Source organism: Mycobacterium sp. ENV421 (assembly GCF_002887815.1).
Classification (GTDB): domain Bacteria; phylum Actinomycetota; class Actinomycetes; order Mycobacteriales; family Mycobacteriaceae; genus Mycobacterium.
This window is the reverse complement of sequence record NZ_PDHO01000026.1, coordinates 1-15,376: the sequence shown is the minus strand read 5'-3', so window position 1 is coordinate 15,376 and position 15,376 is coordinate 1. Positions and strand designations below refer to the sequence as shown.

The window sequence follows — 15,376 nt, the reverse complement described above, 5'->3', positions numbered from 1 at the left end:
TTCGCGGTAAGCACCTGCTAGGCCGGCTCTGATTGCATCGATCCGAGGAAGTACGTCTCACGCCCGGTCGGGTAGCCGCCGCCGTCGGTGGCGATGTGAACGTGGTCGAAGTGGTTGGCGGTTTCATTGCCGTAGTCGGCGGTCCAGCTGGGCGCCCCGATCCCCGGGTAGAAGCCTTGCCGCCAGATCACGTGCAGCACACCCCATCGTTTGGCGTTCGCCAGGGCGAAGCCGGCGATCTGGTTGCCGAGTTCGATCCCTTCCGGGGTGTGATAGTTCGGAATCATGACGTCAATGGCCAATCCGTTGGGATGCCACTTCAACGGGTCCTGCCGGTAGCCCCCGATGGTCTTGATCTCCAGGAACATCATGCTGATCGCGCGGGCCACCCAGATGGTGTGGATCTGCAGACCCTGTTCGGGGGCGATGCCGCGCGGCATCGCCATTTGGAAGTTGCCTGCGGCGAGGGGTGCGCTGGCGGCCAGCAGCTCCGCCTCGGTGGGCTGCGCGATGCGCGGCACGTCGGCTGCGACGGCGGTCTGGGCGGCGGGCGAAACCGTCGGCGCCGCAACACAACACTTGGTTTCGTTGCTTTGGGCATAGAACATCGCCCCGGCAACGGTCACCGAAGCCGCGACCGCCAGCCAGCGACCCCCTGCACCGGCGAACACGTTGACCACGAGCAGCACTTTACTGCGGCGGGTGTTGGGATGGGGCAACCTTCGCCGAGCCGTTATGTCAGGGCGAGATCAGCACCTTGAGCGCTTCGCGGTCGGCCATCGCGCGATAGCCGTCGGGCGTCTCGTCCAGCCCGATCATCCGGTCGAAAACCCGGCCGGGCTCGATGACGCCCTCGAGGATGTCGGGCATGAGTTCCTCGATGTAGGCGCGGGCGGGTGCGGCACCACCGGTGAGGGTGATGTTGCGCATCATGGTGTCGAATCCCAGTGGAACGTTGCGGTATTGGGAGACGCCGAGCCTGCTGACCGCGCCGCCGGCCCGGACGGCGCCGAGCGCGGTGACGAGTGACTGCTCGGTGCCGACGCATTCGATGACGGCGTGGGTACCGTCGCCACCGGTCAGTTCCCGAATCTTCTCGGCGGCTTCGTCACCGCGTTCGGCCACGACATTGGTGGCACCGAAATCGCGGCCCAGATCGGTTCGGCTGGTGTGACGGCCGTTGAGGATGATCTGCTCGGCGCCGAGGCGCTTGGCGGCTAGCACCGCGCACAGTCCGACCGCACCGTCGCCGATGACGGTCACCGACGAGCCGGGCCGCACACGAGCGGTGACCACGCCGTGGTGGCCGGTGCAGAACACGTCGGACAACGTCAGCAGCGACGGCATCAGTGCTGAGTCTTCGGCGACGGGAAGCTTCACGAGAGTGCCTTGCGCCTGGGGAACGCGCACCGCCTCGCCCTGCCCGGCGTCGACTCCGCGAGCGCCCCAACCACCGCCGTGGCGACATGACGTCTGCAAACCCTCGCGGCAGAAGTCGCAGGTGTTGTCCGCCCAGACGAACGGCGCGACGACCAGATCACCGCGCTGAAGACCCCCGACGTCGGCGCCGACGTCCTCGACGATCCCGATGAATTCGTGGCCCATCCGGCGGCCGCCGTCCTTGTGCGGCATGGATTGGTACGGCCAGAGGTCGCTGCCGCAGATGCAGGAGCGGGTGACCCGCACGATGGCGTCGGTGGGATCTTTCAGGACGGGATCCGGTACGTCCTCGACGCGAACGTCGCCGGCCTCGTACATCAGGGTTGCGCGCATGGTTCGACAGTAGATCGCCGGTGATCGCCACCGCCTGGCGCATCCTCGGTCACTGCCGGAGGTTGTAGGCGAATGACTTCTGTTGACGCTGCTTCATTTTCTCGAGGCACTTGTGGTGCTTGCGGGCGTGGTAGGCCAACGGGAAGTAGGTGAGTCGCTCGGGCAGCACTCGGTAGGCGATGCGGATAGCTGTGTACCGGCGGGCGAGCTGACGTTCCTCGTCGGCACTCCAGGTGACGCCGAGTTTGTCGCGTAGCCGCGGATCGAGCAGTCCGACGATCGAGAGGTAGTTCAGCCGCAGCGCCGGCTTGAGCGACGCACGCACGATCGCCGCCACGGGCTTCGGAATCGTCGGCGGTACTTCGGCTTTGCCGTTCTTCAAATCCTCGATCAATGACAGCGCCTGCGGGGTCCCCTGCAGCGTGTCGATCATCGCCTCGTAGTAGTCGGCCATCTCCTGCTGCGTCTCGGGGTAACCACGCATCGGCACGTGCAGCAGGCGAGCCAGTCGCCGATTGTCCCGCAGCAGCTCATCCTTTTCCGCGTCGGTGAACTCACGCCCGATCATCAGCCGGCCGGCCTGCGCATTGACGATGTAGCCGGTGGCGATCACCCATTGGTAGGCCTCGGGATTCAGCGCGCTGATCTGCTTACCGGTTTCGGCGCTCTTCATCGTGATCGGCTTGTGCAGGTCGCGCACCCGGTCGCCTTCGGCGGCGGCCTCGGCACCGCCGTAGGTCCAGCGCAGGACGGAGTCGACGGAACGGATCGCGCGACCGCCCGGGTCGCCGTGGAATGCAGCCGAGTACTTCCCGGTGACCTCGGCGATCACCGGGTGCATGGCCTGCATCATGAACGCCGCGCCTTCGAGGACGAGAAACGTCCAGTGGCCGGTGTGTTCGGCGGTCAGCGAGTCCGGTGGAACGAGTTCGACGGGCCCGGAGTCAGCGAATGCCTGGTGGACATCAAGGTCTGGTGTGGCGGTCATCGGTGACCCTCCTGTCGGTTGGCCAGACGCTAACCTGACTATCAGGTCGCATTCAAGTCGCGTCAGGAGCATTTGGTGAGCCCAGCTAAGCCCAGGTCAGGGCGTCGCAAGTCGCCGCAACAGGCACGCTCCCGGGAGATGGTCGCAAAAATTATCTCGACCACGGCGATGTTGCTGCACCGGCATGCGCCGGAGGAGATCACCACCAACCTGATCGCGGAGAAGGCCGGCATCAGCAAGGGGTCGATCTACCAGTACTTCGAGAACAAGGATCAGATGATCAACGCGGCTGTCGAGCAACTCGCCACCGAACAGGCCCCTGCGATCGAGGAGATGTTGCGGGCGAACACGCTCGACGAGCCGGAATCCGCGATGGAGTCCGCGATCGACATGCTCATCGACTTCACGATCGCCAACCGTCGGCTGATCCGCTACCTCAACGAACGCCCCGAGCACGTCCGGACTTTCGAGAACGTCTCCGGCCTCAACGCCACCCTGCTGGCGATGACCAGACTGCACATGACGCATTACCGCAGCCACTACCGCGACGAACTGCGCACCAGCGCCTTGGCGTGGTTGTTCTTCAACATGGCCGTCGCAACGACCATGCGCTACATCGAATCTGACGATCCCATCTCGCTGGACGAACTGCGGGCCGGGCTCAAGTTCGCCTCCGCGGGCCTACTGGTCGGCGGCCGCGACTAGGCCCCGACAGACTCATCAGCACTCACACGCGAGCCCGTCGCTGTCGCGGTCTTGGCTCGGCGTGTACAGCGGGCTGTCGGTGGGGATATCGCAGTACCCGGCGGCTTTCGCGGCTGTGCAGTTCTTGAACGGTGCGCTTGGTTGCGCGTGGGCGGGTGCCGAGACCCCGACTGCGATGACGCTGAACGCCGACGCCGCGAGCAGTGCGACAGGTTTGATCACGGTGAGGAGGATATTCACAATTGCCGGACGATTGACTGGAACGTCAAAATTGTGACCTGGACTTTTACCCAATCATGTAATTGCGGCGACCGATGGGCCGACTACATCAGTGACGCCAGGAGGATCGACATGACGACCGAGTGCCACCGTGCAGCAATCACCACCGGTGCAGCGCTGGCCGCGTTGGCATTGTCGGCTGCACCCGCGCACGCAGACCCACTGCCCGATTTCTGCACCCCGGCCCGCGTCGTCGGCAACGAGTGCACCGCGCGGCTGACGTCAGTCACAGCCGACGCCGTCAACGGCACCATCACCGGCGCGCCGGTCGGTGGCGGTGCGGCGATAACCCTTGCGGGACAAGGCGATGCGTATCTGAAATCGACCGGGTTCGGCGATTCGGCACCCGAGCCTGTGCAACGCTGGGACTCCACCATCGACAGCGTCAGCCAGCTCAGCGTCGATCAGTTCGATCCCAGTTGGTACGCCAATGCGAAGACCAAAGTGTTCATGCCCAGGACGCTGAATGACCTCGCCACGCAGTTCCCGCCGGATGTGCTGGTGGTCCGGTTCACGCCTGACGACGCCCAGCCGGGCGTCTTACGCCTGGTGTCGATTCAGCCGACACCGCCGGGCAATCCGCTCAGCTGAGTCTGCCCGACACCGCGAGTGCGGTGTGGTGTTCTATTGCAGCCATGACGGCACAGAACACCAATGGCGACGCCGCGTCATCCGAGGGCACCGTGACGGTGACAGAAACGGGCACCGGCACCTACACCCAGACCATCACCGCCGGTAAGCATCAGCTTTTCGCAGACGAACCGCTGCCGATTGGCGACGATGCCGGGCCGACGCCGTATGACCTGTTGTTGGCAGGCCTGGGGGCATGCACGTCGATGACGGTGCGGATGTACGCCAACAAGAAGGGCTGGCCACTTGAACGGGTAGAGGTGTCCTTGCAGCACAAGAGGATTCACGCCGAAGACTGCGCCGACTGCGAAACCAAGAAAGGCTGGGTCAGCCACATCGACCGGACCATCACCTTGGTCGGCGACCTCGACGACACCCAGCGCGAGCGGCTCTTGATGATCGCCGAGCGTTGCCCGGTGCACCAGACACTGACGTCCGAAGTCGACATCGCGACGTCACTCGTCGTCTAGCTCACCCGAGTCCATGGCTGACAGTTGTGTGACTCGAAGGCCTTCACCGTCGAATTGATCGCCGCGTTCATGGGGCCGACGGACATGTTCGTGGCTACTACGTGATCTTTGTCTGTGTCCGGCGTGCTGTAGGTGAACCACACACACATCGAGTCCTGTGTCGGCACATCGTTGATGTAGATCGTCCAAGACGACGCCGACCCGCTGGTGTTGTAGACGCCAGGTGCAATGTCAGGGCCGACGAGGAAGAAACCCTCACCCGGTATCGGGTCTAACGGATCAGCAGTGGCTGGTGCGCCACCCGCGAGGGCGGCGGCAGCGGCGAGGACCCCAGCCCAGGGCAGAACCGTTCGGCGCATCGTTCCTCCTTCGACTGACATCTGCGGCGAAGCGCACGATCAGTGCACGGGCTCGGCGCCGCTACCGATCTCAACAATTGCGCTCGCCGTCGGATCAAGGCCGAACACTCGCGTGGGCGCCGATTTGCCTTTCAGCGCGTGGACGCCTCGGTCGGCCAGCCCTGCAGGGCGAGATACGAAGGCCCCGACGGTCTGTTGAGTGAGAAGAATCGCGTCAGCGGTGGTCTTGGTGAGCTGCTCGACGCGAGCCGCGACATTGGTGGTGCTCGCCACCGGCCGAAAATACATGCGCAACGATGCATACTTTGGTGATCTTGGGGTAGGCACCTGGCGAAGGGAGTGAGCGATGTTCGAATTCACTGAAGCGGTAGATGTTGCGACGCCGCCCACACACGCATGGGATGTCCTCCGCGACATCGATGACTGGTGGCTTCAATCTAATCCGGAACACCAATCCCTCGAACACCTCGACACCCGGTCGGTGACCGAAGTCGGTGCCGCGCTGCGGATTCGGGAAAAGATTGGCGGCATCCCCGGCGAGGCGGTCGGCACGATCACTGCTGTCGAGCCAGGGACGGCGGTCAGCTGGGAAGCGAAGGCCCGCTATCGATGGATCGGTGTCTCAGTGCATGTCCGGGAGGGTGTCACTTGGCGAGTCGAGCCGCGTGGGGCTCAGGCGTGCACGGTCAGCGCGACGGTGTGGGCACAGTTTCCCCGGACAACCATCGGTCGAGCAGCCTCCTTCGCCTTCGAGCGGCTGCTTGACGGCATCGAGAAGGACCGCGCCCACGCGCGAGCCGAACTGCTGTATCTGAAGAAGGCGATCGAAGTTCAGCCTCGGCCAGTCGAATACGAACAGGACGGGTAGGCGAACAGACGGAAAAGCCCCCAAACACTCGGAGTGTCGGGGGCGTTTCCGTCTGCTCGGCAGACAACTACTTAGTGCGCGTGCCCGTGATGACCATGGCCGGCATGCTCGTCGGCATCGACCGGCTTCTCCACGATCGCAGTCTCGGTGGTGAGCACCATGCGTGCCACCGATGCGGCGTTGAGCACCGCGGAGCGGGTCACCTTCACCGGGTCGATCACACCGTCGGCGATCAGATCGCCGTAGGTCAGCGTCGCAGCATTGAAGCCGTGCCCGGTGGGCAGCTCGCCGACCTTGTTGACCACGACCGCACCGTCGAAACCGGCGTTGGTGGCGATCCAGAACAGTGGGGCCGACAGCGACGAGGCGAACACCTCGACGCCGAGTGCCTCGTCGCCGGACACCGATGCCCGCAGCGAATCGAGCGCCTTGTTGGCCTGCACCAGAGCGCTGCCACCACCGGCGACAATGCCCTCCTCGACCGCGGCTTTGGCCGCCGACACGGCGTCCTCGACCCGGTGCTTGCGCTCCTTGAGCGAGGTCTCGGTGGCGGCACCGACCTTGATCACCGCAACGCCGCCGGCCAGCTTGGCCAGCCGCTCCTGCAGCTTCTCGCGGTCCCAGTCGGATTCGCTCGCCTCGATCTCACTCTTGAGCTGCTTGACGCGGGCCGCGATGTCGTCGGCAGATCCGCCGCCGTCGACGATGACGGTGGAGTCCTTGCTGACCACCACGCGGCGCGCGGTGCCCAGCACCTCAATGCCGACCTCACGCAACAGCAGGCCGACGTCGGGATTGACCACCTGGCCACCGGTCACGACCGCCAGGTCGTCGAGGAACGCCTTGCGGCGGTCACCGAAGAACGGCGCTTTGACCGCAACAGCCTTCAACGTCTTGCGGATTGCGTTGACGACCAGAGTCGACAGCGCCTCGCCCTCGACGTCCTCGGCCACGATCAGCAGCGGCTTGCCGTCCTGAGCGACCTTCTCCAGCAGCGGCAGCAGGTCGGGCAGGGAGCTGATCTTGTCACGGTGCAGCAGTACCAGCGCGTCCTCGAGGACGGCCTCCTGCGAATCGAAATCGGTGACGAAGTAGGCCGAGATGAAGCCCTTGTCGAACCCGACGCCGTCGGTGATCTCCAGCTCCGTGTTCATCGTCGAGGACTCCTCGACACTGACCACACCGTCGGTGCCGACCTTGGTCATCGCCTCGCCGACCAGCTCGCCAACTTCCTCGTCGCGCGAGGAGACGGTGGCAATCTGGGCGATGCCGGTCTTGCCGGCCACCGGCGTGGCCGACGCAAGCAGCGCCTCGGACACGGCATCGGCAGCCCGGCCGATGCCCGAGCCAAGGGCGATCGGGTTCGCGCCTGCGGCCACATTGCGCAGGCCGTTCTTGATGATGGCCTGGGCCAGAACGGTGGCCGTTGTCGTTCCGTCGCCGGCCACGTCGTTGGTCTTGGTGGCCACCGACTTCACCAGCTGCGCACCGAGATTCTCGAAGGGATCCTCCAGCTCGATCTCACGCGCGATGGTCACGCCGTCGTTGGTGACCGTGGGGCCGCCGAACGACTTGGCGAGCACCACATGGCGACCGCGCGGACCCAAGGTCACCTTCACGGCATCGGCGAGCTTGTCGACGCCGATCTCCATGGCCCGGCGTGCGGTCTCGTCGAACTCAATCAATTTGCTCATATGTCAGTCCTGATTTCGCTTAAGCGCGTTCCGCCCCGGACACCACCCGCATGAATACGGGGATCTCCGGGGCGGTTCACGGTTGCTACTTGTTGACGACCGCCAGCACGTCGCGGGCCGACAGGATCAGGTACTCCTCGCCGTTGTACTTGATCTCGGTGCCGCCGTACTTGCTGTAGATGACGGTGTCGCCCTCAGCGACGTCCAGCGGAATCCGCTTCTCGCCGTCCTCGTCCCAGCGGCCGGGGCCGACGGCAACGACGGTGCCTTCCTGCGGCTTCTCCTTGGCGGTGTCCGGGATGACCAGACCCGACGCGGTGGTCGTCTCGGCCTCATTGGCCTGTACGAGGATCTTGTCCTCGAGTGGCTTGATGTTCACGGCCACGATGGAGTCCTCCACTTAGTTAACTTGTTGCCGGGGCGAGTGCGCCCGGACCAGTCGGAATTACCAGGTGTTCGGCATACGTCCGTGCCCTCGCGTCGTCGTCGCGGGTGCCGGCGCAGGGGATGTCCGTAAGCCACCTAGCACTCTATACATGCGAGTGCTAGCACTCAAGGGTGGCATCCTGCCTATTCGCCCAGAGCGGACGCCGCGGCTCAGTCCGACAGCTCGTGACGGACGCGTAAGTCGCCGAAAAACGCGATGACCAGCGTATTGAACAGATCGGCTCGCTCCCACTGCAGGAAGTGCCCGGCGCCCGGCAGCACGACGGGTCCGGTCCGGTCGGTGAACGCGACCTCGCAGAAGTGCACGAACTCCGGGCCGACGACATGGTCGTCCATGCCGTAGAGGATCAGGGTCGGCACATCGACCTTGCGGTCCATGATCGGCGGCTCGCTGACCGGGCGGCCATGAGCTAACTGGTAGACGGCCCATCCGGCCCGCAGCCGCTCCTCACTGCCGAACGGCTCGGTCATGAAGTCGACGTCCTCCGAGCTGAACGTGCCCGGCGAGGCCCACAGCCGGTGGCCGTACATCTCGCCGATGTAGCGCCTACGCTTGTCTGCGGTGTCGAGCTCGGCGGCCAGTTCGTCCGGGGTGGCACCCTGCCGGTGGCGGTAGTCGCCGGTCGGACCGTCACTCAGGATGCTCATCGGGTCCAGGCCCACCGCGACATAGTCGTCGAACACCAGCGGCGGCACGGTGTCGAAGAACACCAGCTTGTCGACGAAGCCGGGATAGCGATGCAGCAGATCCACCGCGACCACCCCACCGACATCGCCGCCGACGACCCCGCACCGTTCGTGACCCAGGACGTCGTGCACCAGCAGGTAGACGTCTCGGCTGTAGGCCGCGATGTCATACACGTCGTCCTGCGAGACGTCGGAGTCACCGTGCCCACGAAGGTCCGGGGCGATCACCTCGTAGCCGGCGTCGGCGAGCGCGGCGATGTTGCGCCACCAGATCCGCTTGGTCTCGGGGTAGCCGTGCAACAACAGCAGCGGGTAACCACCTACCCCCTCACGGACAACGGCCAGCGACAGCCCGTCTCGGCCGGGGCTTGCCGGCACCTCGCATCGGTGGATGGTGAACGCATCGGCCGCCGGGGTGGCCGGTTGCGCGGGACGCAGCCGAAGGTCGTAGTGCATCAACGATCGGCTCGGCCGGCGGTGACCTGTCCCGCGACGACCGGCAGACCCGGGTCACTGCGCGCATCCAGCGGCGAGGGAGCCGCACCGGCGGCGATCAGGTGCGCGGCAAACGAGGCGATCATCGCCCCATTGTCGGTACACAGCCGCGGTCGCGGAATACGAAGCGTCAAACCTGCTGCGGCGCAGCGTTCTTCAGCAAGCTCGCGTAGCCGCGAGTTGGCCGCCACCCCACCCGCGATCAGCAATGTCGACACTCCGAGCTCGGTAGCGGCCCGCACCGCCTTGGCGGTGAGCACATCGGCGACGGCTTCCTGGAATCCGGCGGCGACATCGGCGGTCGGCGCGTCGGGATGGCGTTCGACGTAACGGGCCACGGCGGTCTTGAGCCCGGAGAACGAGAACGCGAACGGTTCGTCGCGTGGGCCGGTCATGCCGCGCGGGAAGGCGATTGCGGTGCGATCGCCGGAGCGCGCCAGCTCGTCGAGCGGTCGGCCACCGGGATAGCCCAGACCGAGCAGCCGAGCCACCTTGTCGTAGGCCTCCCCCGCCGCATCGTCGACGGTGCTGCCCAACTCGACGATCGGCTCACCGAGCGAGCGCACGTGCAGGAGGTGGGTGTGCCCACCGGATACCAGCAGCCCAACACATTCCGGTAGCGGGCCGTGGTCGTAGACGTCGGCTGCGAGATGGCCGCCGAGGTGGTTGACGGCATAGAACGGCACACCCCACGCAGCGGCGTACGCCTTCGCGGCAGCGACCCCGACCAGCAGGGCACCGGCCAGCCCGGGCCCGATCGTGGCCGCGACGACGTCGGGCTTGTCGATGCCGGCGGTCTGCATTGCCCGGCGCATGGTGGGCCCGAGCGCTTCGAGATGGGCCCGGGATGCGATCTCGGGGACGACTCCGCCGAACCGGACGTGCTCGTCGACACTGGAAGCCACCTCGTCGGCCAGCAGCGTGACGGTGCCGTCGTCATCGAGCCGCGCGATGCCGACTCCTGTTTCATCGCAGGAGCTTTCGATGGCGAGAACGACTTTCGGCGGGCAGGAGCGAAGCGACTCGGGGTTAGTCATGGGCCGGGTCCCGTCGCATGGTGTAAGCGTCGGCACCGCTGACCCGGTAGTAGCGTTTGCGCACACCCACACGTGCGAAGCCGAGGCTGGTGTACAGCGCGATCGCCGGCTCGTTGTCGGTGCGCACCTCCAGGAACACCGTCGACTCCGGGCCGACCTCACTGAGCAGCTCGACCATCATCTGCCGACCGATCCCCTGTCCCTGGTAGCCGGGATCCACACCCACGGTGTGGATCTCGTATTCGAACGGCGGGATGCGACCCAACCGGGAGATGCCGGCGTACCCGACCAACTTGTCGTCAACACGGGCCGCGATGTACCGATTGTGCGGGGCTGCCAGTTCACGCACGAACGCGAAATCCGGCCACGGATCGTCACCGTCGAAGAGCAGGTTCTCCAACTCGGCGCAGCGGGCGGCGTCGGTCTTCTGCAGTGGGCCGTAACGAACGTTCATCGCAGAACTCCACGTTCGGCGAGCGTCTTCGCGTCCGGGCGGCGCAGGTACAGCGGAACCAACGGCGCTGGCGCCTCATCCCAATCCGCAACGGCGGCAACCAGTCCCGTCGCTGTCGGGTAGGCGGGCCCGATCACCCGCAGGCCGAACAACGCGGCATGATCCGACGATCCCGCCACGCTCGCGGCATCACCGACCGGAACGTCGGCGGCAGCGGCCACGTCAGGGCCCTCGACCCGAACCCCGTCGACGTACTGCGCCCAGTACACCTCCCGGCGGCGGGCATCGGTGACCACCAGGGCCGCCCCGGTGGTCTGCGTGCCGATGCCGTCCAGGCTGCACACCCCGAACACCGGCCGATCCAGCGCATGCCCGTAGGCGGCGGCGGTGGCCATCCCGACCCGCAGACCGGTGAACGGGCCTGGGCCGCAACCCACCACGACGGCATCCAGATCGGACATGGCCAACCCGGCGTCCGACATCGCCGCGACCACATTGGGGGTCAGCGTCTCGGCGTGGGCGCGGGCGTCGAGGGTGATCCGCTCGGCGGCCACTGTCGGGCTGCCCGAGCCGTCGCGAATCACCACCGCGGCGGTGACGGCCGGCGTGGCGGTGTCGATGACCAGGATGGTGCGGATCATCAGTGGTTCCATCGCCATGTCGCGGTGCGCACGTCGTTCTCGGCGCTGCGCTCCAGCCTGACGTCGAGATGGTTCTCCGACAGCCGCTCGGCCAGACCTTCGCCCCATTCGACCACCACGACGGCGTCCTCGAGGTCAGCGTCGAGATCCAGCGAATCGAGTTCGGCCAGCAGATCGGCACCGGTGTGTTCGAGGAGCCGGTAGACGTCGACATGCACCAGTTCCGGGGTTCCCCGCCGGCGTGCCCGATGCACACGGGCCAGCACGAACGTCGGTGAGGTCACCGGACCCTCCACATCCATGCCGAGCGCGATTCCCTTGGTGAATGCGGTCTTTCCGGCGCCCAGCGGCCCGGACAGGACAACGACGTCACCGGCCCGCAGTTGCCGGCCGAACTGTTCACCGAGCGCGATGGTGTCCTCGACGGTGGGCAGTTCGCGGGTGCCGTCCTGCACCGTTGTGCTATCCACGGTTGCGGTCCTTGAGTCGTCGGGCGAAGGCCACCAGTTTCGACGGGGTCGCACGCTCGACCAGGCGCACCAGCGCGTCGTTGATCAGCTCCGGCTGCTCCAGCTGCACGAGGTGTCCGGCTCCGGGCACGATCAGCAATTCACTGTTGGGCAGCGCCGCTGCCATCTCCTCGGAATGAACCATCGGCGTGAGGACGTCGTGATCACCGCAGGCGATCAACGTCGGGATTCGGGCCAAAACGGGCAGCGCGGCGCTCTCGTCGTGGACTTCCAGGGCATGCAGGAACTCCACCAGGGTCGCGATCGGCGTGTCGTGAATCATCTTCTCGGAGAAGGCGACCACACTCGGGCTCATATGGTCGTCGCCGTAGGAGGCGGCACGCAGGATGGGGCGGATCACCGAGCGCGCCGCACCGCGGGTGCGGTGGACCAGTTTGGGCGCGTACCGGGCGGCGAAGCGCACCGCCTCCAGCGCCGGGTTTTGCAGAATCTCGCCCAGCGGCGAGCGGGACAGCCCCTCGGCGGCCGACGAGATCAGCGCCGCGCCGACGATCCGGCTGCCGTAATGCTTGGGGAACTGGCGGGCGTGCGACAGCACGGTCATGCCGCCCATCGAGTGCCCGACGAGTACCACCGGTCCGCGCGGAACCATCACTTGCAGAATGGTTTCCAGGTCCTTGCCCAGCTGTTCCACCGAATAGGTGTCGACGGGCGCGGCGCTGGACTGGCCGTGGCCGCGCTGGTCGTAGAAGACCATCCGGACCTGATCACCCCACCGGGACTCCAGTGCCGCGCGCTGGAAATGGAACGATCCCATCTGCAAGCAGAACCCGTGCGCGAACACCACGGTCACGGGAGCGGTGGTGGGTCCGACCTCGCGCACCACCAGCGGGATGCCGTCCGGGGTGGTCACCACACAACCGCGATCGGCGTCCAGCAGCCCGAAATCCTCACGCTGATAGACATCTTCGACACCGGACCGCTGTCCGAACGAACGAGCCGCCGAAACGCCGGCGACCGTGCCGACCGCACCGAGTCCGGCTACGCCGGCCAGCAGACCGGCGCGCTTGCCGACACCGCGACCCGGATGGTCTGCCTTGCGCGCCAACCGCTGCGCGCTCTTCTCGGCGCGGCGGGCCAGCCGCTGATCGATGCCGCGCGGCTTGGGATTCTTCTGGCCGTCACTGTCCATCGGCGCTGGGCTCCCGGTACGTGCGCACCACGCGTCCACGCGGGCTGGTGACCACCTCGTAATGGATGGTGCCGAGCAGATCGGCCCAATCCTGCGCGGTCTGTTCACCGGATGTGCCGGGGCCGAACAGGATCGCCTCGTCGCCGGCCGCGACCCCGGGATCGCCCGGACCGAGATCGACGACGAACTGATCCATGCAGACCCGCCCGACGCTGCGCCGCAGCCGCCCGTTGATCAGAATGTCGATACGGCCGCCGAGTGTGCGATACAGGCCGTCCGCGTAACCGATGGGCAGCAAGGCCAGATTCGTGTCCCGCTCGGCGATCCAGGTGTGGCCGTACGACACCCCGTCGCCGGCCTTGACCGGCTTGACCATCGCGACGGTGCAGCGAAGCGTCATCGCCGGGCGCAGGCCCATGTCGCCACGCTCGGGGATGGGGCTCAGCCCGTACACCGCGATGCCGGGGCGGACCATGTCGAAACCCAGATCCGGTCGGGTCATCGCCGAAGGCGAGTTGGATAGGTGTGCGACGTCGAATTCGATTCCACGCGAGCGTGCTTCGGCGATCATCGCGGTAAAGCGCTGTGCCTGAAGGTCGTTGAGCGGATCGTCGGGGGCATCGCCGTTGGCGAGATGCGACATGATGCCCCGCAGCCGGATCGCGTCGGCGGCCGCGGCGCGCTGGAGTTCGGCCAGCAGCGCCGGATAGTCGGCGGCGCTGACCCCGTTGCGGTTGAGCCCGGTGTCGACCTTGACGGTGACCTCCGCCGTGCGCCCGGTGCGTTCGACGGCGTCGAGCACCGCACCGACCTGATGGACCGATGACACGGCGACTCCGATGTCAGCGGTCAACGCCGGGGCGAAGTCGGTACCCGGCGGGTGCAGCCACGACAGAACCGGCGCCGTGATCCCACCCTGGCGCAGCGTCAGCGCCTCGTCGATGGTGGCCACTCCCAACTCGGCGGCACCGGCGTCCACCGCGGCGCGACCGGCCGCAACAGCGCCGTGGCCGTAGGCGTCGGCTTTGACCACGGCCATCACCTGAGCGGAGCCCGCATGCTCACGCAGAACGCGCACATTGTGGGCGATCGCCCCGAGATCGACGATCGCCTCGGCGCCGGGGCGCCAAACCTGGGTGTGCGTCGACGGGGTCAACGAAGTCGTGTGCATAGTCATGTCACCGTCGCCAATTGTCCCAGAAACCGACTCGGGAGCCCGCATAGGGCGCTGACCTGTCATTTCGTGCCGGTAGGAGCGGTAGAGTCGGCCCAATGCGGGTGCTGTCGATGGACGACGCCGTCCTGGCCGAACGTCCCGACCTGAGCGGGCCGTCCGAGCAGCCGGCCCACGCCCGGATCGCGATCTGGCTGGAGAAACTGATCGTTTCCGGTGCGCTGGCGCCCGGCGACAAGTTGCCGGCCGAGGTCGAGATCGCCGGGGCGCTCGGCGTGAGCCGGATGACGCTGCGCCAGGCGCTGGCAGCCATCGAAGCCAAGGGACTCATCCGGCGCAGCCGGGGACGCTTCGGGGGCAACTTCGTCGAGACGCCGCGGCTGGAGTTCGACCACATCGGCCTGCCCGGGTTCACCGAGCAGCTGCGCAGGCTGGATATGGCCGCCGGCGCGCGGGTGATCGGCGCGGCGACCCGCCCGGCGACCGCAGTGGTGCGCCAGGCCCTGCGCCTCAAACGGGGCGCCCAGGTGCACAAGATCGTCCGGATGCGCTCGGCCAACAACACGCCGGTATTGATCGAGGAGACGTACCTCCCTGCCGCCCGGTTCCCCGGACTGCTGTCCGCCGACCTGACCGGATCGGTGTACGCGCTGATGGCCGACGAATTCGACACCCCGCTGCGTTCGGCGGACGAGCACATCGAGGCGGTACCGGCCACCGAGTCATCGGCCGGGCTGCTGGGCGTTGCGGTCGGCGATCCATTGCTTCTGGTGACGCGAACGGCGTACGACCGCAACGATGTTCCGGTCGAATTCTCCTACGACTACTTCCGCTCCGACCGCACCCGGATCCGGGTCAAGTCCGGCGTCGACCGCGGACCCGACGCCGCAGTCGAGACCTCGCCCGCGTCCTGACGTCGCAGCCCGTTTTTGTCGGACCCTGCTGCCATGATCGGGTTATGTCCTCGACCGTCGCGCTCAGCCCGAAGGAGCGCCTCGAGGTGGTGTTCGAGG

At 66.4% G+C, this 15,376-nt stretch carries 19 protein-coding genes and 1 pseudogene; 5 read left to right on the top strand and 15 right to left on the bottom strand.

Going from position 1 to position 15,376, the window contains the following annotated elements; genetic code table 11:
• Positions 1 to 17: 17 nt before the first annotated feature.
• From CRM90_RS23250 to CRM90_RS23240, 3 genes are read right to left on the bottom strand one after another with little or no spacing between them, the layout of a single operon-like run.
• On the bottom strand, positions 18 to 719 hold the full coding sequence (locus tag CRM90_RS23250; protein WP_502693306.1) for a VldE C-terminal domain-containing protein: 702 nt from the start codon (positions 717 to 719) through the stop codon (positions 18 to 20).
• 19 nt (positions 720 to 738) lie between these two features.
• A complete protein-coding gene (locus tag CRM90_RS23245) occupies positions 739 to 1,773 on the bottom strand; it encodes a zinc-binding dehydrogenase (protein WP_102809297.1) in 1,035 nt (344 codons plus the stop codon).
• Positions 1,774 to 1,822: 49 nt separating this feature from the next.
• Positions 1,823 to 2,761 (bottom strand): oxygenase MpaB family protein, encoded by a 939-nt coding sequence (locus CRM90_RS23240; RefSeq protein WP_102809296.1) that lies wholly within the window; start codon positions 2,759 to 2,761, stop codon positions 1,823 to 1,825.
• Between the two features lie 138 nt (positions 2,762 to 2,899).
• On the opposite strand from CRM90_RS23240, the gene CRM90_RS23235 reads away from it, so the two are divergent.
• Positions 2,900 to 3,466 carry a TetR/AcrR family transcriptional regulator gene (locus CRM90_RS23235; protein WP_102809295.1) on the top strand — a complete coding sequence of 189 codons (567 nt, stop codon included), beginning with the start codon at positions 2,900 to 2,902 and terminating at the stop codon, positions 3,464 to 3,466.
• Between the two features lie 15 nt (positions 3,467 to 3,481).
• Here the strand turns inward: CRM90_RS23235 and CRM90_RS23230 are convergent, their stop codons facing one another.
• A complete protein-coding gene (locus tag CRM90_RS23230; protein WP_233209470.1) occupies positions 3,482 to 3,688 on the bottom strand; it encodes an excalibur calcium-binding domain-containing protein in 207 nt (68 codons plus the stop codon).
• A 129-nt stretch (positions 3,689 to 3,817) separates the two neighbouring features.
• Here CRM90_RS23230 and CRM90_RS23225 point away from each other — a divergent pair, with 129 nt between their 5' ends.
• Both CRM90_RS23225 and CRM90_RS23220 read left to right on the top strand, forming a co-directional pair.
• A complete protein-coding gene (locus CRM90_RS23225) occupies positions 3,818 to 4,336 on the top strand; it encodes a hypothetical protein (protein WP_102809293.1) in 519 nt (172 codons plus the stop codon).
• 44 nt (positions 4,337 to 4,380) lie between these two features.
• Positions 4,381 to 4,845, top strand: a complete 465-nt coding sequence (locus tag CRM90_RS23220; protein WP_102809292.1) for an OsmC family protein — start codon at positions 4,381 to 4,383, stop codon at positions 4,843 to 4,845.
• Here CRM90_RS23220 and CRM90_RS23215 read toward each other — a convergent pair.
• The gene (locus CRM90_RS23215; protein ID WP_102809291.1) at positions 4,842 to 5,204 is read right to left on the bottom strand and encodes an Rv1352/Rv1906c domain-containing protein; all 363 of its coding nucleotides are present in this window, start codon (positions 5,202 to 5,204) and stop codon (positions 4,842 to 4,844) included. The genes CRM90_RS23220 and CRM90_RS23215 overlap by 4 nt on opposite strands.
• Before the next feature lie 39 nt (positions 5,205 to 5,243).
• A pseudogene (locus tag CRM90_RS23210) lies at positions 5,244 to 5,465 on the bottom strand (hypothetical protein); the annotation flags it as partial.
• Between the two features lie 85 nt (positions 5,466 to 5,550).
• Here CRM90_RS23210 and CRM90_RS23205 point away from each other — a divergent pair.
• Positions 5,551 to 6,072: an SRPBCC family protein gene (locus CRM90_RS23205; protein WP_102809290.1), complete on the top strand. Its 522-nt coding sequence runs from the start codon at positions 5,551 to 5,553 to the stop codon at positions 6,070 to 6,072.
• A gap of 71 nt (positions 6,073 to 6,143) precedes the next feature.
• Here CRM90_RS23205 and groL read toward each other — a convergent pair whose 3' ends face one another.
• The 9 genes from groL to alr form a co-directional block, all read right to left on the bottom strand.
• A complete protein-coding gene (gene groL / locus CRM90_RS23200; protein ID WP_102809289.1) occupies positions 6,144 to 7,766 on the bottom strand; it encodes a chaperonin GroEL in 1,623 nt (540 codons plus the stop codon).
• An 85-nt stretch (positions 7,767 to 7,851) separates the two neighbouring features.
• On the bottom strand, positions 7,852 to 8,154 hold the full coding sequence (gene groES, locus CRM90_RS23195) for a co-chaperone GroES (RefSeq protein WP_036346100.1): 303 nt from the start codon (positions 8,152 to 8,154) through the stop codon (positions 7,852 to 7,854).
• Between the two features lie 209 nt (positions 8,155 to 8,363).
• Entirely contained in the window at positions 8,364 to 9,356 is a 993-nt protein-coding gene (locus CRM90_RS23190) for an alpha/beta fold hydrolase (protein WP_102809288.1), read from the bottom strand.
• On the bottom strand, positions 9,356 to 10,432 hold the full coding sequence (gene tsaD, locus CRM90_RS23185; protein WP_102809287.1) for a tRNA (adenosine(37)-N6)-threonylcarbamoyltransferase complex transferase subunit TsaD: 1,077 nt from the start codon (positions 10,430 to 10,432) through the stop codon (positions 9,356 to 9,358). The genes CRM90_RS23190 and tsaD overlap by 1 nt, the downstream gene beginning before the upstream one ends.
• On the bottom strand, positions 10,425 to 10,886 hold the full coding sequence (gene rimI / locus CRM90_RS23180; RefSeq protein ID WP_102809286.1) for a ribosomal protein S18-alanine N-acetyltransferase: 462 nt from the start codon (positions 10,884 to 10,886) through the stop codon (positions 10,425 to 10,427). Before rimI ends, tsaD begins: the two co-directional genes overlap by 8 nt.
• Positions 10,883 to 11,539, bottom strand: a complete 657-nt coding sequence (gene tsaB, locus CRM90_RS23175; RefSeq protein ID WP_199190016.1) for a tRNA (adenosine(37)-N6)-threonylcarbamoyltransferase complex dimerization subunit type 1 TsaB — start codon at positions 11,537 to 11,539, stop codon at positions 10,883 to 10,885. Before tsaB ends, rimI begins: the two co-directional genes overlap by 4 nt.
• Complete coding sequence (gene tsaE, locus CRM90_RS23170) at positions 11,527 to 11,997, bottom strand: tRNA (adenosine(37)-N6)-threonylcarbamoyltransferase complex ATPase subunit type 1 TsaE (protein WP_102809285.1); 471 nt, start codon at positions 11,995 to 11,997, stop codon at positions 11,527 to 11,529. The genes tsaB and tsaE overlap by 13 nt, the downstream gene beginning before the upstream one ends.
• The gene (locus CRM90_RS23165; protein ID WP_102809284.1) at positions 11,990 to 13,189 is read right to left on the bottom strand and encodes an alpha/beta fold hydrolase; all 1,200 of its coding nucleotides are present in this window, start codon (positions 13,187 to 13,189) and stop codon (positions 11,990 to 11,992) included. The genes tsaE and CRM90_RS23165 overlap by 8 nt, the downstream gene beginning before the upstream one ends.
• Positions 13,179 to 14,366 carry an alanine racemase gene (gene alr, locus CRM90_RS23160; protein WP_102809283.1) on the bottom strand — a complete coding sequence of 396 codons (1,188 nt, stop codon included), beginning with the start codon at positions 14,364 to 14,366 and terminating at the stop codon, positions 13,179 to 13,181. The genes CRM90_RS23165 and alr overlap by 11 nt, the downstream gene beginning before the upstream one ends.
• Positions 14,367 to 14,461: 95 nt before the next feature.
• Between alr and CRM90_RS23155 the strand changes: the two genes are divergently transcribed.
• Positions 14,462 to 15,277: a GntR family transcriptional regulator gene (locus CRM90_RS23155; protein ID WP_102809282.1), complete on the top strand. Its 816-nt coding sequence runs from the start codon at positions 14,462 to 14,464 to the stop codon at positions 15,275 to 15,277.
• The last annotated feature ends 99 nt before the right edge of the window (positions 15,278 to 15,376 follow it).

What these genes read in the sequence shown, in the direction of transcription:
- CRM90_RS23245 (WP_102809297.1), bottom strand. Translation starts at nt 1,773, where the DNA reads ATGCGCGCAACCCTGATGTACGAGGCCGGCGACGTTCGCGTCGAGGAC.
- CRM90_RS23240 (WP_102809296.1), bottom strand. Translation starts at nt 2,761, where the DNA reads ATGACCGCCACACCAGACCTTGATGTCCACCAGGCATTCGCTGACTCC.
- CRM90_RS23235 (WP_102809295.1), top strand. Translation starts at nt 2,900, where the DNA reads ATGGTCGCAAAAATTATCTCGACCACGGCGATGTTGCTGCACCGGCAT.
- CRM90_RS23225 (WP_102809293.1), top strand. Translation starts at nt 3,818, where the DNA reads ATGACGACCGAGTGCCACCGTGCAGCAATCACCACCGGTGCAGCGCTG.
- CRM90_RS23220 (WP_102809292.1), top strand. Translation starts at nt 4,381, where the DNA reads ATGACGGCACAGAACACCAATGGCGACGCCGCGTCATCCGAGGGCACC.
- CRM90_RS23215 (WP_102809291.1), bottom strand. Translation starts at nt 5,204, where the DNA reads ATGCGCCGAACGGTTCTGCCCTGGGCTGGGGTCCTCGCCGCTGCCGCC.
- CRM90_RS23205 (WP_102809290.1), top strand. Translation starts at nt 5,551, where the DNA reads ATGTTCGAATTCACTGAAGCGGTAGATGTTGCGACGCCGCCCACACAC.
- groL (WP_102809289.1), bottom strand. Translation starts at nt 7,766, where the DNA reads ATGAGCAAATTGATTGAGTTCGACGAGACCGCACGCCGGGCCATGGAG.
- CRM90_RS23190 (WP_102809288.1), bottom strand. Translation starts at nt 9,356, where the DNA reads ATGCACTACGACCTTCGGCTGCGTCCCGCGCAACCGGCCACCCCGGCG.
- tsaD (WP_102809287.1), bottom strand. Translation starts at nt 10,432, where the DNA reads ATGACTAACCCCGAGTCGCTTCGCTCCTGCCCGCCGAAAGTCGTTCTC.
- rimI (WP_102809286.1), bottom strand. Translation starts at nt 10,886, where the DNA reads ATGAACGTTCGTTACGGCCCACTGCAGAAGACCGACGCCGCCCGCTGC.
- tsaB (WP_199190016.1), bottom strand. Translation starts at nt 11,539, where the DNA reads ATGGAACCACTGATGATCCGCACCATCCTGGTCATCGACACCGCCACG.
- CRM90_RS23165 (WP_102809284.1), bottom strand. Translation starts at nt 13,189, where the DNA reads ATGGACAGTGACGGCCAGAAGAATCCCAAGCCGCGCGGCATCGATCAG.
- alr (WP_102809283.1), bottom strand. Translation starts at nt 14,366, where the DNA reads ATGACTATGCACACGACTTCGTTGACCCCGTCGACGCACACCCAGGTT.
- CRM90_RS23155 (WP_102809282.1), top strand. Translation starts at nt 14,462, where the DNA reads ATGCGGGTGCTGTCGATGGACGACGCCGTCCTGGCCGAACGTCCCGAC.